Here is a 13,751-nt window from a genome sequence, read left to right as displayed (position 1 = left end):
CCGGAACTTGCCGCAACGCTAGACGGCCACAGGGCTGATGGCAAGGTTTCGCGCGGATGACGCGATTGGAAAGGCGGACCAATGGCGTGGCAAATGCCTTGACCCCCGCCCGGGGTGGCGCTAATTGCGCGCCCTCTCGATTGATGCCCGATCGTCTAAAGGTAAGACAGCGGACTCTGACTCCGCTAATCGAGGTTCGAATCCTCGTCGGGCATCCAACTTCCTCATCGATTAGCTGACGGACCAGCGCGCGGCTTGTCTAGCGCGCGCGGATCGCCACCGGCGCCGGCCAGAACTGGTCGCCGAACACCGCCGGCGGGACGGGCTTGCCGAAATAATAGCCCTGCCCCTTCTGGCAGCCATGCTCCCGCAGGAAAGCGCAGTCCTCCCGGGTTTCCACGCCCTCGGCGACGACATCGAGCCCGAGCTTGCGCGCGAGATCGAGGATGGAGAGGACGATCGCGCGGTCGCCCTCCGAATGCTGCACCGCCTGGGTGAAGCTCTTGTCGATCTTGATCAAGCTGACGGGATAGCTCTTGAGCAGGTTGAGCGAGGCGAAGCCCGTGCCGAAATCGTCGAAGGAGAGCTCGACGCCGAGCTGGCGCAGGCTCCTGAGCTGATCGAGCACCGTGTCCTGCTGATCGAGGATGATATTCTCGGTGATCTCCAGCTCCAGCGCGTCGGGCGGAAGCCGGTTCGCCGCCAGCGCGTCGCGCACGACTTGCAGCAGGCTGTCGCCTCGGAACTGCGCGCCGAAGAGATTGACGCTCATCCGGAAATCGCTCTGCAGCCGCCGCCACTGCGCCGCCTGGGCACAGGCGGTGCGGATGACCCAGCTGCCGACCTGCCCGGCCAGCGTGCCGCTCTCCAGCGCCGGCAGGAAGGCGGCGGGCGCGAGCAGGCCGCGCACCGGATGCTTCCAGCGGATCAGGGCCTCGGCCCCGGCCAGCGCGCCGTCATGCAGGCGAATCTGCGGCTGGTAGAAGAGGCGAAATTCGTCCCGCTCGACCGCGCGATGCAACTCGGCCTCATACATGCGCCGCGCGACCGCCTCGGCCCGCAGCGCCGGGATGAACAGGAAGGAGCGCCCGCGTCCACCGCTCTTGGCCTGGAAGAGGGCGAGGTTCGCACTGCTCATCAGCGCCTCGATGGTCTCGCCATGATCCGGCGCGATCGCGAGGCCGCAGCTTCCTGCGATCCGCAGTTCATGCCCGTCCGCCACGATCGGCGCGGCAATCGTGGCGATGATCGCGCGCGCGAGGCCACCGAGCTGCAACGGATCGCCGCCGTCGCGCAGCAGGATCGCGAATTCGTCCCCGCCGGTGCGCGCGACGATGCTCTGGGCCGGCGCCGCCTGGACGAGCCGCCGCGTCACCGCCTGCAGCACCAGGTCGCCGGCGGCATGGCCGAGCGTGTCGTTGACGTCCTTGAAGCCGTCGAGATCGACGATGAGGAGCGCCACCGCCGAGCCATCGCGCATCGCGCCGCTCGCCTGCTGGTGCAGCAGGTTGCGGTTCGGCAGGCCGGTCAGGCTGTCATAATTGGCGAGATGGAACAATGCGTCGCGCTCGCGCCGCTGATCCGTCATGTCGCGGACGATCGCGCCGAAATGCATCTGGTCGCCCTCATACCAGCGCGACCAGTAGAGCTCGGCTGGAAAGCGCTCGCCCGAGCGGCGCACGCCGGTGAGCTCGCTCGCCACGTTCTGCGGCGCGCCGCCGCTGCGCACGCGCTCGATCCCGCTCTGGACGCGCACGCGATCCTCGGGCGCGACCAGCAGGTCGAGGAGCTGGCCTGTCATCTGGCCGGCATCGTAGCCGAACATCGCCGCCGCCGCGTCGTTCCATGCCGTGATCCGCGACTGCGGATCGAAACAGATGACGGCGTTGGGCGAGGTCGCGGCGCTCGCCTCGAAGCGCGACGGCGCCGCCTTGGTGGCGACCTCCAGCCTCCGCAGCTCCAGCTGGTTCGAGGCGAGACGGCCGAGATCCTTGAGGCGGGCACGGTCCTGCTCGCTGAACTCGGCGCGCGGCTTGTTGTCGACCACGCACAGCGCGCCCAGCGAATGGCCGGACGGCGATCTGAGGGCGACGCCGGCATAGAAGCAGATCTGCCCCGCCGAGACGATCGGATTGTCATGAAAGCGCGGATCGAGCCGGGCATCCTCGACGACCAGCACATCGTCCTGGGTGATGGCATGGGCGCAGAAGGAGACGTCGCGGCTGCGATCGACATCGTCGCCCACACCCTTGTTGGCGACGAGAAAGACGTGGTCGCTGCCGATCATGTTGACCGCCGCGGCTGGCGTATCGAACATGCGGGCGGCGATCTCGACGATCGGATCGAGGCTCGGCAGGCCGACCTCGGCGCTCAACCCATAATCGGACAGGGCTCGCAGGCGGCCCTCTTCATCGGCGATCATATTTGGACAGCGCACGGACTCTATCCCTTTTCCCCCGCCCGATATTTCCGCAAGTCGGTTAAAAAGAGGGAAATGGCGGAGAAGAAATCGGCCTATAATTTGTATCATTGCGGCAGACAAATCAATGAGATGATCCGCAGTTCCTGTCGACCGTGAACCAATCCGGCGGTTTCGACGGTCGTCGACGATCCTGCGTTAACCCTGACGGGCAAGGGCGGGGTAACCTCAACCTGTCAGAAGCGAGCCATGTTCGGCGTGCCCCTCAGATCCCTGTTCACGAGTCGCTGGATGGCGCTGGCCTGGGTCGTGCTGGTCTGCCTGACGGCCGTGCAATATGTCGGCCCGTCGGATGATGACGAGGCGCCGGTCGCTCAGGCCGGGGCGGACACCGCGGCCGCCAACGCGGCGATGGCGGCGCTGAACTGAGCGACCTTGCCCCGCGGCCCGGCCGCGCTATCTCATTGTCATGGCACAGGTGCATCCCGTCGAACGGCCGCTCACCGATCCCGAGCGCGCGCTGGTGCGGGAGATGTTCGGGCGCGCGATCGACGTCGCGCCGGTGCGCGTCCGCCGTCGCGCCTGGTGGCCGTTCCAGCCGCGCAGGACGGTCATGGCGCCACGCGGCCACATCCATTTCCATCCGCAGGGCGACAGCTATTGCGATTGCTTCGGCAGCGACACGCTCGCCGGGCAGGGTCTCTTCCTGCACGAGATGACGCATGTCTGGCAGCATCAGAGCGGCCTCAACCTGCTGCTGCGCCGCCACCCCTTCTGCCGCTACGATTATGTCTATGAGCCGGGCAAACCCTTCGCGCGCTATGGCATCGAGCAGCAGGCCGAGATCGTGCGGCACGTCTTCCTGCTGCGGCGAGGTCATGGCGTTCCGGGGAAGCCGGGACTGAAGGCTCTGGAGGCGATCCTGCCCTTCGGCGGCCCGCCAGCTTAGGCGGTCGCCTGATCCAGACCCGCCAGCGTGTGATAGCCGCCGCGATAGAAAAGCAGCGGCGTCCCGTCGCTGCGCCGTTCCATCGCGCGGACGGCCCCGACCACCAGCAGATGATCGCCGATCTCGATGGTCTGCGCGATGTCGCATTCGATCCACGCCAGGACGTTGTCGAGCAGCGGCAGACCGGCGGGCGAATGGCCATGGGCCATGCCCTCGAACTTGTCCTCGAGCTTGGAGGCGAAGCGGCGGCACGCGTCGAGCTGCTCGCTGGCCAGCACATTGACGCAGAAACGGCCGGTCGGCGCGATCCGCGCCCAGCTGCGCGAGCTTTTGTCGGGCAGGAAGCCCACCAGCGGCGGATCGAGCGAGATGGAGGTGAACGACCCGACGGCGAGCCCGAACCGCTCGCCATCATGCGCCAGCGACGTCACGACGCAGACCCCGGTCGGGTAACTGCCCAGCACATCGCGAAAATGCTTAGGATCGATCAACGCTGTCTGCTCCTCTGATGCGAAGGATAGCCGATTCGCCCCGACATATAGCGGAAACCTTCCGCTTCTAAGCAGCCGGCGCGCGGCATCCCCGGGCAATTCTAGATGCAGCGCCGGCAAAGTCGATAGGTTGCGAAGAAACTTGACACGATACCTCTTAAGTATGATTCCGAAATCGACTATCCTTCCTCGTCAAACAGCGGAATTCTGCGCCTTGCCCCTTCGCCATCGATGGACCGCGACAGTCGCCACGAGCCTCCTGGCGCTGGCGCTCGTGAACTGCAGCGGGTCCAAGCCGGCCGGGAACGGGCGGGATCAGGGGCCGCGCAATGTCGGCTTCGTGGTCGTGCAGCCGCAGGACGTGCCGCTCGTCACCGAACTGCCGGGCCGGACCAGCGCCTATCGCAGCTCGGACGTGCGGCCGCAGATTTCCGGGGTGATCCGCCGCAGGCTCTTCACCGAAGGCGCGCTGGTGAAGGCCGGCCAGCCGCTCTACGAGATCGATCCGTCGCCCTATCGCGCCGCCGCTGCGGAAGCGGAGGCCAATCTCGCCAGCGCGCAGGCGTCGGCCGTGGCCGCCCGTGCGACGGCCCAGCGCTACGAACCGCTCGTCAAGATCGAGGCGGTCAGCAGGCAGGATTACGACAATGCGGTGGCGGCCGCCCGCGCCGCCGAGGCCGCCGTCGCCCAGCGCCGCGCGCTGCGCGAAAGCGCGCGGATCGACCTTGGCCGCACGTCCGTGCCCGCGCCGATCAGCGGGCGGATCGGCCGGTCGCTGGTGACGCAGGGCGCGCTGGTGACGGCCGGTCAGGCCACTGCGCTCGCCCAGATCAACCAGCTCGATCCCATCTATGTCGACATCCAGCAGAGCGCAGCCGATCTCCTCGGCCTGCGCAAGCTGCTCGCGCAGGGCGGCGCATCGCCGAGCTCGGCGGACGTGCGGCTCGTGCTGGAGGATGGCAGCGACTATGACGTCGTCGGCCATGTCCAGTTCGCCGAGGCGATCGTCGACGAATCGACCGGAACCGTGACCTTGCGCGCCGAATTCGCCAATCCGCAGGGCTGGCTGCTGCCCGGCATGTTCGTGCGGGCCCGTTTCAGCCAGGCGATCGACAAGGGTGCCTTCCTGGTGCCGCAAGCCGCCATCACACGCGACAGCAAGGGGGAGGCGCAGCTCTTCGTCGTGGGCCGCGACAACAAGGCAAAACTGCGCACCGTGGTCGCTCCGCGCACCCAGGGGGTTTACTGGGTTGTTACCAAGGGAATTAACGCCGGCGACCGCATCATCATCCAAGGCACCGCCGACCTCAAGGCGGAGCAGGCCATCAAACCGGTACCGGCCGACAGTCCCCAGAAAGTGGCGCCCAAACGGCAAGGCGGCAAGGCCGGCACGGCCGGCTGAGCGACATGCTGTCCCGCATCTTCATCGACCGGCCGATTCTCGCCTGGGTGCTTGCCATCGTCGTGATGCTCGGCGGCATCGGCGCCATATTCGGCCTGCCGATCGCGCAATATCCCGACATTGCCCCGCCGCAGATCAATGTGCAGGGCACCTATCCGGGCGCCTCGGCCGAAGCGGTTCAGAACAGCGTCACGCAGGTGATCGAGCAATCGCTGAACGGCATCGACGGGCTGCTCTATTTCACCTCCTCATCGGACGCGCGCGGCCGCTCCAGCATCACCGCCACCTTCACCAAGGGCACCGATCCCGACATCGCGCAGGTGCAGGTGCAGAACCAGCTGCAATCGGTGATCGCGCGCCTTCCCACGCAGGTCCAGCAGCAGGGTCTGCGGGTCCGCAAGGCCAATTCGGACATCCTTTTGCTCGTCGGCATCTATGATGCGTCGAATCGCTTCACGCCGCAGCAGGTCTCCGACTATCTCTCGTCCAATCTCCAGGATCCGCTGAGCCGCATCGAGGGCGTCGGGGACGTCAACGTGTTCGGCTCGCCCAACGCGATGCGCATCTGGCTCAACCCGGATCGGCTGGCGAGCTACGGACTGATGCCGGGCGACGTGATCACCGCGGTCCAGGCGCAGAACACCGAGATCTCGGCGGGCCAACTCGGCTCCGAACCTTCGCCGCCCGATCAATATCTCAACGTCAACGTGACAGCGCAGTCGCGCCTGCAAACCCCGGAGCAGTTCCGCAACATCATCGTCAAGACCCTGCCCTCCGGCGCGACCGTCCGGCTGGGGGATGTGGGGCGGGTGGAACTGGGCGCCGATAACTACACGATAACCATCCATGTAAACGGCCATCCCGGCGCCGGCGTCGCGTTCATGCTCGCGCCCAATGCCGATGCGCTCACCACCGCCGAGCTGATCAAGGCCCGCGTCGCGCAGATGGCCAAGGGCTTCCCGCCCGGCTTCAAGTACGGCTTCGCGCAGGACAATACCGAGTTCATCAAGCTGTCGATCTGGGAAGTGGCCAAGACGCTGGTCGAGGCGATCATCCTCGTCGTCATCGTCATGTTCCTATTCCTGCAAAACTGGCGCGCGACTTTGGTGCCGACGATCGCCGTGCCGGTGGTGCTGCTCGGCACCTTCGCGATCCTCTATGTCGCAGGCTATTCGATCAACACGCTCACTTTGTTCGGGCTCGTCCTCTCGATCGGTCTGCTGGTCGACGACGCCATCGTCGTCGTCGAGAATGTCGAGCGCCTCATGGCCGAAAATCCCGGCATGAGTGCGCGCGAAGCGACGATGGAATCAATGCGCGAGATCACCATGGCGCTGATCGCCATCGCGCTGGTGCTCTCGGCCGTGTTCATGCCGATGGCCTTCTTCGGCGGCTCGACCGGCGTCATCTATCGTCAGTTCGCGATCACCATCGTCTCGGCCATGGGGCTATCGGTGTTCGTCGCGATCGTGCTCTCGCCCGCCCTTACGACGATCCTGCTCAAGCCGCACCCGACCGAGGCGCACGCGGCCATCAAGTCGAGCTGGCTCCAGCGCCACGCGCCCGGCCTCCATGCCCGCATGGAGCGCCTGCGCGAGCGGCTCAACCGCCGGTCCGCCGCCGCCCAGGAGCGTTATCTGGTCACGATCCGCAAGGTCGTCGACCGGCGCGGCCGCGCGTTGCTGGTCTATGCGCTCGTCGTCGGGCTGCTGGTCTTCATGTTCCAGCGCCTGCCGACCGGATTCCTGCCCAATGAGGATCAGGGCACCGCCGCCGTCCAGTTCTCGCTGCCGACCGGCGCGACGATCAACCGCACCAAGGAAGTGCAGAAGGCGGTCGAGGATTATTTCAGCAAATATGAAAGCGGGAATGTCGACACCTTCTTCACCGTCGCGGGTACGCAGGGCGCCGGCGGCGGGGTCGGCCAGAATCAGGGCCGCGGCTTCGCGATGCTGGCGCCCTGGGACGAGCGGCCGGGCAAGGAGAATACCGCCGACGCGATTTCGCGACGCGCGAGCCGGGCGCTCTCCAGCCTGCGCGACGCCGAGATCTTCGCCGTCGTGCCGCCGCCGATCCGTGGTCTGGGCCAGTCGACCGGCTTCGAGGTGCAGATCGTCAACAGCGGCAACCTGCCGATGGACCAGTTCCGGGCGGCCAAGGACAAGCTGATGGCGATAGCGCGTGCCGACAAGCAGCTCGCCGCCGTCCGCCTGTCCGAATTGCCCGACCAATCCTCGCTCAAGGTCGACATCGACCAGCAGAAGCTCGCGACGCTCGGCCTCCTCCAGAGCGACGTCAACACGACGCTTTCGACCGCCTGGGGCGGTCGCTACGTGAACGACTTCGTCGACGGGGGTCGCGTCAAGCGCGTCTATGTCCAGGGCGACATGCAATATCGCTCCAAGCCCGAGGATCTCGCCGAATGGCATATCCGCGGCAAGGACAACCAGATGACGCCCTTCTCCTCCTTCTCGTCGCTGAGCTGGTCGGTGGCGCCGGCCAGTCTCTCGCGATTCAACGGCGTCCCATCCTTCCAGATCCTGGGTCAGGCGGCGCCGGGCTACAGCTCGGGTCAGGCGATGCGCCGCATGGACGAGCATGCCGCACAGATCCCCGGCGTGAGCCTGGCTTATTCCGGCCTCTCCTATCAGGAGCGCCTCTCCGCCGGCCAGGCGCCGATGCTCTACGCGCTCTCGCTGCTGGTCGTCTTCCTGTTCCTCGCCGCGCTCTACGAGAGCTGGAGCATCCCGATCGCGGTGCTGCTGATCGTGCCGCTCGGCCTCGTCGGCGCCGTCATCGCGGTGACGCTGCGCGGGCTGGTCAACGACATCTTCCTGCAGATCGGCCTGCTTACAACCATGGGCCTCGCCGCCAAGAACGCGATCCTGATGATCGAGTTCGCCGAGCAGGCCGAAAAGCGTGGCATGCGCATCATCGAGGCGGCCATCGAGGGTGCGCGGCTGCGCCTGCGGCCGATCCTGATGACCAGCATCGCCTTCATCTTCGGCGTGCTGCCGCTGGCCATCTCGACCGGCGCCGGCGCCAATGGGCGCGTCGCGATCGGCACCGCCGTGGTCGGCGGCATGCTGACCGCGACCCTGCTCGCCATCTTCTATATCCCGCTCTTCTTCGTGCTGGTCCGCCGCACCACCCGCGACATGCTCCAGCAATTGAGCATGCGGATCGTGGCGCGCCGCGCCCGGAGGGGCGAATGAGGATGCGCTCCGCCCTGTCCCTGACCGCTCTGCTGCTCGCCGGCTGCTCGCTCGCGCCCAGATATGAGCGCGGCGCCGCGCCGGTGCCGCCCGCCTGGCCGACCGGGAATGCCTATGCCGGTGACTATGCGAACCTGCCGAGCGCCAGCTATCGCGATCTCTTCCGCGACGACGGGCTGCAGAAGCTCATCGCGCTCGCGCTGGAGAATAATCGCGACGTGCGGCAGGCGGCCGCCAACATAGAACGCGCCCGCGCCCAGTTCCGCATCCAGCGCGCGGAACTGTTCCCGCAGCTCGACGCGAATGCCGGCCTGACGCGCGGCTCCGCCGTCTCCAGCGCCCCGGCGACGACGAGCACATCGGCCAGCCTGTCGATCCCGAGCTACGAGATCGACCTGTTCGGCCGCATCCGCTCGCTGACCGATGCGGCGCGCAATAGCTACTTCGCCAGCCAGTCCGATGCGCAGGCGGTGAAGCTCGCGCTCATCGGCGACATCGCCACCGCCTGGCTGACTTATGCCGCCGACAAGAGCCGGCTCGACCTCAGCGCGGCGACGATCGTGACCGCGCAGAAGACCGTCGACCTGACGCAGGCGCGCCTCTCCGGCGGCGTCGCCCCGCGCACCGACCTGCGGCAGGCGCAGACGATCCTCGCCACCGCCCAGTCCGATCTGGCGCGCTACACCACCGCGATCGCGCAGGACCGCAATCTCATCGAGCTGCTGGTCGGCGCGCCGATCGATCCGGCGCTGCTGCCGAGCTCGATCGAGACGGCGAACGAGCGCATCGCCGCCCCGGCGAGCGGCATGAGCAGCGAAGTGCTGCTGCGCCGACCGGACGTGATGGCCGCCGAATATAACCTGCGTGCCGCCAATGCGCAGATCGGCGCAGCGCGCGCCGCGCTGTTCCCACGCCTCACCCTCGGCGGCCTGATCGGCCTGATCGGGCCGTCGCTCGAAGGACTGTTCGGCAATGCCGGCCAGGACGTGAGCCAGGGCACGGCCTCGGCGACCTATCCAATCTTCCAGGCCGGCGCCGGCCGGGCGAACGTCGCCGCCAGCAAGGCGCAACGCGACGCCGTACTCGCCGCCTATGAGAAAGCGATCCAGACCGCCTATCGCGAAGTGGCCGATGCGCTCGCGCGGCAAGGCACGATGACCGACCAGATCAACGCCGACCGCCTGCGAACGACGGCGGCGCAGGATGCCTACACACTCTCTGACGCGCGCTATCGCGGCGGCGTCGACAGCTTCCTGCAGGCGCTGGACGCGCAACGCTCGGCTTATGCGGCGCAGAATACGCTCGTCGCCACGCTGCTGACGGCGGCGACCAACCGGGTCACGCTTTATCGCGCGCTGGGCGGCGAGGCGGCTGGCGAGCCGGCGGGAGCCAACTGATCCTCTCCTCCTGTTGAGCTTCGCTCGCCTGCGGCTCAGAGGGGAGGGCGGGGTTGGTGGCGCTGCGCAGCTCGCTCGCGCAGCGATAATGCCGGACCGCCCAACACCACCCCAACCCCTCCTCTGAAGAGGAGGGGCTAAACCGCGCTACTCCGCGGCCAGCCGCGCCGCCGTCTCGCGAATCAGCGCGATCATGTTGGGCAGGCCCTGGGTGCGGTTCGACGAGAGCTGGCGCTTGAGATCGAACGGCGCCAGCGCGCCCTCGATATCGAACGTGGCGACCTGCGCCGGCATGCGGTCCTGCACCGTCAGCAGCACCAGCGCGATGATGCCCTTGGTGATCGCGGCATTGCTGTCGGCGAGGAAATGCAGTGCGCCGTTGTCCAGCCGCGTGGGATAGACCCAGACCGAGGCCGAGCAGCCGCGCACCAATGTCGCGTCGGTCTTGAGCGCATCGGGCATGGGCTCCAGCGCGCGGCCGAGATCGATCAGCAGCCGATAGCGCTCATCGCCCTCGAGCAGCTCATAATCGTCCTGGATGTCGGCAAGTGTGGGGCTGGTCATGGCGCCCCATATAGAGCTGGCGAAGATGGAGGCTAGGGGGCTTGCTCAGCTTGGCCCCCCGCATCTTCGGCGCATTCCCCCTTTCCGTTCGCCCTGAGCTTGTCGAAGGGCTGTCCTTCTTCTGCAACGTCGACAAGAAAGGACAGCCCTTCGACAAGCTCAGGGTGAACGGTGCGCAGGGTGAGTCAAACGTCGATCCCAGCCGCGATCGCCTCCAGCTTGCGGATGCGCTCCTTGAGGTCCGCGACGTCGATGCGGGTCGCGGCCGAGACCGTGCCGGCGCCCTCGCCGGCCGCGGCACTCGCGCCGCGGTGCCCGGCGACCAGCTCCAGCTCGGCGCGCTTGAGCGCCAGCCAGCCATTCCAGCCCTTGAGGCCGACAAAGGCGATGATGCCGATCCAGCTCGTGATGATCAGCGCACCGGCGCCATAATGCAGGATGTTCAGGTCAGTCATTTGTCCTGTTCCTTCCTCGAAACCAGGCTGCCTTCAGGTCAGTTCCGGTCGATCTGTTTCAACTTCTCGAACTCGCGGTCGAGCGCGGTCGAGCTATCGGTCGCGAGCCGCTCGAGCACGGCGACGCGCTCCTTGAGCTGCTTGACTTCCTCGCGCAGGCGGTCGGCCTCGGCGCTGCTTTGATAGCGGTCGACGAATTGCTCGCCCTTGTGCGTGCGCACGATCCCCATCTTGGCCCGAACGATACTGGCAACAGAGACGATCGCGACGATGGCGACGATCATTTCAACACCATTCATACAAGTCACTCCCTAGTCGGCGCTTGCGGCGCTCAATGGTCCAGTCGGCGGGGCTCGTCGTCCCCGCGCAGGCGATCAATCTCGCTGGCGAGGTCGAGCCCCTTGTCCGTGACGATCCGTTCCAGCACACGCACCCGCTGCTCCAGCCGCTCGGTCTGTGCCGCATATTGCGCGGCCTTTTCCGCGGTCTGCGTGCCAAGCACCTCCAGCTCCCGTTCGCGCAGCCGCATCTTCTGCCGCTGATGGCTGCTCCAGACGCCGCCGATAACGGGTATCCCCACGACGATGAGGAAGAAGGTCAGGAACGTGAAGCTGTTCATCGATCTTTTCCTCAGTTGCTCGGGCCGCGAAGGCTCTCGATCTCGTGGGTCAGACTGAGCGAGCGGTCGGTGACGATCCGCTCGACATTGCCGAGACGATCCTTGACCGAGCCAAGCTCGGCGCGCAGCTGCGCATTCTCCTGGCTGAGCAGGCGGACCCGCTCGACCATCTCCTCATTCTTCTGTGGATAGACCGGCTTGCCCCAGCTATTCTCCAGCGGATAGCCGTTGCGCACCCGCAGCCAGGTCGTGAAGATCCAGCCCGCGATGCCCATGAAGCCCAGCAGCATACCGCCGCCGATGATCCAGGGAAGGTTGGGAATGATGGTCTGGGCACCAAGGTCGTGCATCGTCTCGTCTTTCGTCTCGCGCGCCTCCCGGCTGGGTCAGCGCGGCTTGTGTTCCGTCAGGGCGCGGCTCGTCCGACGCCGGCCATAGGCCTGGCTCAGCAGGCTGCCGACGCTTCCGACCATGAGCCCCGCCACGAAGATGGCTACAGGATCCACGATCTCACTCCTGTTCCGATCAGGCGCTCAGCGCAGTTGCTCGATCTCGCGGGCCGTCCGCTCGGCGGGATCGGTGGCGATGCGCTCGAGCACCGCGATCCGCTCTTCCAGCCGGCCGATCTTGTCCTTGAGCGCGCCATTCTCGTTGCTCAGCAGCTCGATCTTGCGGCTGTCGTGCAGATCGCCATCCCTGCCGACCAGCTGACCCTTCTTGGTCTCGATCGGATAGCCGTGGCGCGCGCGGATCCAGTTGTTGGCGACCCAGGCGATCGGCCCGACGGTGATTGCGGCAATCGGTATCAAGAGACCCAGTTGCGAACTCATAAATCCCTCCCCGGATCAGCCGCGCTCAGCGCAGGCTGTCGATCTCGTCGGCCAGGCGCGTGTTGCGGCTGGTGTAGAAAGCCTCGATGTCCGAGAGGCGGCGGTCGATGTCGCGGAACGTCGAGCGGACGTTGCGGGTCGAGCGGGCCGGATTGCTGCGCACGCCCTGCCAGAACTTCGCGTCTTCCTCGCTATTGTAGAGACCGGTCGGCTTGGGCTCGGCCATCCACGCAGCGAGGAAATAGGCGATCAAGGTCCAGGGGAAAGCGCCCATGAGCGTCACCAGCACGGCGCCGATGCGAACCCACAGGACGTCGATCCCGGTATAGTCGGCGATACCGGCGCAGACGCCCATCCACTTGGCATTCTGCTTGTCGAGGTAGAATTTGGTGCGACGAGCGGACATGGTTCAATTCCTCCTGTCGAAACTATAATCGTCGGACTCGATCTGGCGGGCCGGACGGAAATCGGGATTGTCGGCGGCGATGATGCGTTCGACGGTCTGCAATCTCTCTTCGAGGCGGCGGGCCAGGACGTGCATGTCGTCCAGCAGCTTCTCGTCCTCGTCGGTGATCTTCGGCGCCTGCTTCCACTTGGTGATATAGTGGAAGATCAGCCACGGCATGCCGATGAAGAGCATGCCACAGACGAGGATGGGCACAAGCACATCTTCCATGGCTTAGTCCTTTCGCGCCTGCGCGGCCTTGAGGGCGGCGAGCTCGGCGTCGACTTTGTCGCTCGACTGCAGCTCGGCAATCTCCTGCTCCAGCGTCTTGGGCTGGGCGCCCAGACCCATGGCATCGGCGTGGCCTTCCGCCATGTCCACGCGGCGCTCGAGCATCTCGAAGCGCGAGAAGGCATCCTGCACGCGCTCGCCATTATACATCTCGCGGGCCTTGAGGCGCGTCTGCGCGCTCTCCATGCGGGTGACGAGGCTGCTCTGGCGCGCGCGGGCTTCGCGCAGCTTGCCCTGGAGCTTGGCAATGTCTTCCTCGGAGGCGGCGAGCGCATCGTCGAGCACAACGATCTGCACCTTGAGCTGGTCGGCCATGTCGGCCGCCTTCTGCTTCTCGACCAGGGCCGCCTTGGCGAGGTCTTCGCGGTCCTTGGAGAGCGCCAGCTCCGCCTTCTCGACCCAGCTCGTCTGGAGCGCGTCGAGCTTGGCGATGTGGCGGCGCATTTCCTTCTGATCGGCAATGGTGCGGGCGGCGCCGGCACGAACTTCGACCAGGGTCTCCTCCATCTCGAGGATGATCATGCGGATCATCTTCGCCGGGTCCTCCGCCCGATCCAGCAGATCGGTGACGTTGGCGGCGATGATGTCGCGGGTGCGAGAGAAGATACCCATTATATGTTTACTCCATCAAACTGTGGACCGGGGCGGGTGAGGGGCATCCCGCCCCGGCCGTC

At 66.3% G+C, this 13,751-nt stretch carries 16 protein-coding genes and 1 tRNA gene; 6 read left to right on the top strand and 11 right to left on the bottom strand.

What is annotated here, in order from left to right; genetic code table 11:
• Nucleotides 1-144: 144 nt before the first annotated feature.
• Nucleotides 145-218 (top strand) — tRNA-Gln (locus KK488_RS18225).
• 41 nt (nucleotides 219-259) lie between these two features.
• Here KK488_RS18225 and KK488_RS18220 read toward each other — a convergent pair.
• Nucleotides 260-2,437, bottom strand: a complete 2,178-nt coding sequence (locus KK488_RS18220; RefSeq protein WP_349356930.1) for a putative bifunctional diguanylate cyclase/phosphodiesterase — start codon at nucleotides 2,435-2,437, stop codon at nucleotides 260-262.
• Nucleotides 2,438-2,668: 231 nt separating this feature from the next.
• Here KK488_RS18220 and KK488_RS18215 point away from each other — a divergent pair, with 231 nt between their 5' ends.
• Together KK488_RS18215 and KK488_RS18210 are read left to right on the top strand one after the other, a co-directional pair.
• A complete protein-coding gene (locus KK488_RS18215; protein WP_214625131.1) occupies nucleotides 2,669-2,848 on the top strand; it encodes a hypothetical protein in 180 nt (59 codons plus the stop codon).
• 40 nt (nucleotides 2,849-2,888) lie between these two features.
• Nucleotides 2,889-3,368: a vgr related protein gene (locus tag KK488_RS18210; RefSeq protein ID WP_214625130.1), complete on the top strand. Its 480-nt coding sequence runs from the start codon at nucleotides 2,889-2,891 to the stop codon at nucleotides 3,366-3,368.
• On the opposite strand, the gene KK488_RS18205 is transcribed toward KK488_RS18210, so the two are convergent.
• Nucleotides 3,365-3,859 carry a flavin reductase family protein gene (locus tag KK488_RS18205; RefSeq protein ID WP_214625129.1) on the bottom strand — a complete coding sequence of 165 codons (495 nt, stop codon included), beginning with the start codon at nucleotides 3,857-3,859 and terminating at the stop codon, nucleotides 3,365-3,367. The two genes, KK488_RS18210 and KK488_RS18205, sit on opposite strands and share 4 nt — an antisense overlap.
• Before the next feature lie 214 nt (nucleotides 3,860-4,073).
• Between KK488_RS18205 and KK488_RS18200 the strand changes: the two genes are divergently transcribed.
• The 3 genes from KK488_RS18200 to KK488_RS18190 are packed head-to-tail and all read left to right on the top strand — an operon-like array spanning nucleotide 4,074 to nucleotide 9,873.
• Nucleotides 4,074-5,261 (top strand): efflux RND transporter periplasmic adaptor subunit, encoded by a 1,188-nt coding sequence (locus KK488_RS18200; RefSeq protein WP_432653872.1) that lies wholly within the window; start codon nucleotides 4,074-4,076, stop codon nucleotides 5,259-5,261.
• 5 nt (nucleotides 5,262-5,266) lie between these two features.
• On the top strand, nucleotides 5,267-8,476 hold the full coding sequence (locus KK488_RS18195; RefSeq protein WP_214625127.1) for a multidrug efflux RND transporter permease subunit: 3,210 nt from the start codon (nucleotides 5,267-5,269) through the stop codon (nucleotides 8,474-8,476).
• A complete protein-coding gene (locus KK488_RS18190; protein ID WP_349356929.1) occupies nucleotides 8,473-9,873 on the top strand; it encodes an efflux transporter outer membrane subunit in 1,401 nt (466 codons plus the stop codon). The genes KK488_RS18195 and KK488_RS18190 overlap by 4 nt, the downstream gene beginning before the upstream one ends.
• 147 nt (nucleotides 9,874-10,020) lie before the next feature.
• Here KK488_RS18190 and KK488_RS18185 read toward each other — a convergent pair whose 3' ends face one another.
• From KK488_RS18185 to pspA, 9 genes are all read right to left on the bottom strand, one after another.
• Complete coding sequence (locus KK488_RS18185; protein ID WP_214625126.1) at nucleotides 10,021-10,437, bottom strand: SufE family protein; 417 nt, start codon at nucleotides 10,435-10,437, stop codon at nucleotides 10,021-10,023.
• Between the two features lie 185 nt (nucleotides 10,438-10,622).
• On the bottom strand, nucleotides 10,623-10,892 hold the full coding sequence (locus KK488_RS18180) for a hypothetical protein (protein WP_214625125.1): 270 nt from the start codon (nucleotides 10,890-10,892) through the stop codon (nucleotides 10,623-10,625).
• A 38-nt stretch (nucleotides 10,893-10,930) separates the two neighbouring features.
• The gene (locus KK488_RS18175) at nucleotides 10,931-11,191 is read right to left on the bottom strand and encodes a hypothetical protein (protein ID WP_214625124.1); all 261 of its coding nucleotides are present in this window, start codon (nucleotides 11,189-11,191) and stop codon (nucleotides 10,931-10,933) included.
• 32 nt (nucleotides 11,192-11,223) lie between these two features.
• Entirely contained in the window at nucleotides 11,224-11,511 is a 288-nt protein-coding gene (locus KK488_RS18170) for a hypothetical protein (protein WP_214625123.1), read from the bottom strand.
• 11 nt (nucleotides 11,512-11,522) lie between these two features.
• Nucleotides 11,523-11,801 (bottom strand): hypothetical protein, encoded by a 279-nt coding sequence (locus tag KK488_RS18165; RefSeq protein WP_432653874.1) that lies wholly within the window; start codon nucleotides 11,799-11,801, stop codon nucleotides 11,523-11,525.
• A gap of 243 nt (nucleotides 11,802-12,044) precedes the next feature.
• On the bottom strand, nucleotides 12,045-12,341 hold the full coding sequence (locus KK488_RS18160) for a hypothetical protein (protein ID WP_214625121.1): 297 nt from the start codon (nucleotides 12,339-12,341) through the stop codon (nucleotides 12,045-12,047).
• Between the two features lie 25 nt (nucleotides 12,342-12,366).
• On the bottom strand, nucleotides 12,367-12,747 hold the full coding sequence (pspC, locus tag KK488_RS18155; RefSeq protein WP_214625120.1) for an envelope stress response membrane protein PspC: 381 nt from the start codon (nucleotides 12,745-12,747) through the stop codon (nucleotides 12,367-12,369).
• Nucleotides 12,748-12,750: 3 nt separating this feature from the next.
• Nucleotides 12,751-13,017: an envelope stress response membrane protein PspB gene (pspB, locus tag KK488_RS18150; protein ID WP_214625119.1), complete on the bottom strand. Its 267-nt coding sequence runs from the start codon at nucleotides 13,015-13,017 to the stop codon at nucleotides 12,751-12,753.
• A gap of 3 nt (nucleotides 13,018-13,020) precedes the next feature.
• Entirely contained in the window at nucleotides 13,021-13,689 is a 669-nt protein-coding gene (gene pspA / locus KK488_RS18145) for a phage shock protein PspA (protein WP_214625118.1), read from the bottom strand.
• Nucleotides 13,690-13,751 lie beyond the last annotated feature (62 nt).

It is taken from the genome of Sphingobium nicotianae (genome assembly GCF_018603885.1).
GTDB lineage: Bacteria > Pseudomonadota > Alphaproteobacteria > Sphingomonadales > Sphingomonadaceae > Sphingobium > Sphingobium nicotianae.
The sequence above is the reverse complement of the archived record's forward strand: the minus strand, read 5'-3'. Positions and strand labels throughout refer to the sequence as shown.

Bases quoted from the DNA above. Each gene is read 5' to 3' on its own strand.
- KK488_RS18215 (WP_214625131.1), top strand. From the start codon at position 2,669: ATGTTCGGCGTGCCCCTCAGATCCCTGTTCACGAGTCGCTGGATGGCG.
- KK488_RS18160 (WP_214625121.1), bottom strand. From the start codon at position 12,341: ATGAGTTCGCAACTGGGTCTCTTGATACCGATTGCCGCAATCACCGTC.
- KK488_RS18195 (WP_214625127.1), top strand. From the start codon at position 5,267: ATGCTGTCCCGCATCTTCATCGACCGGCCGATTCTCGCCTGGGTGCTT.
- KK488_RS18170 (WP_214625123.1), bottom strand. From the start codon at position 11,511: ATGAACAGCTTCACGTTCCTGACCTTCTTCCTCATCGTCGTGGGGATA.
- KK488_RS18185 (WP_214625126.1), bottom strand. From the start codon at position 10,437: ATGACCAGCCCCACACTTGCCGACATCCAGGACGATTATGAGCTGCTC.
- KK488_RS18165 (WP_432653874.1), bottom strand. From the start codon at position 11,801: ATGCTGCTGGGCTTCATGGGCATCGCGGGCTGGATCTTCACGACCTGG.
- pspB (WP_214625119.1), bottom strand. From the start codon at position 13,017: ATGGAAGATGTGCTTGTGCCCATCCTCGTCTGTGGCATGCTCTTCATC.
- KK488_RS18190 (WP_349356929.1), top strand. From the start codon at position 8,473: ATGAGGATGCGCTCCGCCCTGTCCCTGACCGCTCTGCTGCTCGCCGGC.
- pspA (WP_214625118.1), bottom strand. From the start codon at position 13,689: ATGGGTATCTTCTCTCGCACCCGCGACATCATCGCCGCCAACGTCACC.
- KK488_RS18210 (WP_214625130.1), top strand. From the start codon at position 2,889: ATGGCACAGGTGCATCCCGTCGAACGGCCGCTCACCGATCCCGAGCGC.
- KK488_RS18175 (WP_214625124.1), bottom strand. From the start codon at position 11,191: ATGAATGGTGTTGAAATGATCGTCGCCATCGTCGCGATCGTCTCTGTT.
- pspC (WP_214625120.1), bottom strand. From the start codon at position 12,747: ATGTCCGCTCGTCGCACCAAATTCTACCTCGACAAGCAGAATGCCAAG.
- KK488_RS18180 (WP_214625125.1), bottom strand. From the start codon at position 10,892: ATGACTGACCTGAACATCCTGCATTATGGCGCCGGTGCGCTGATCATC.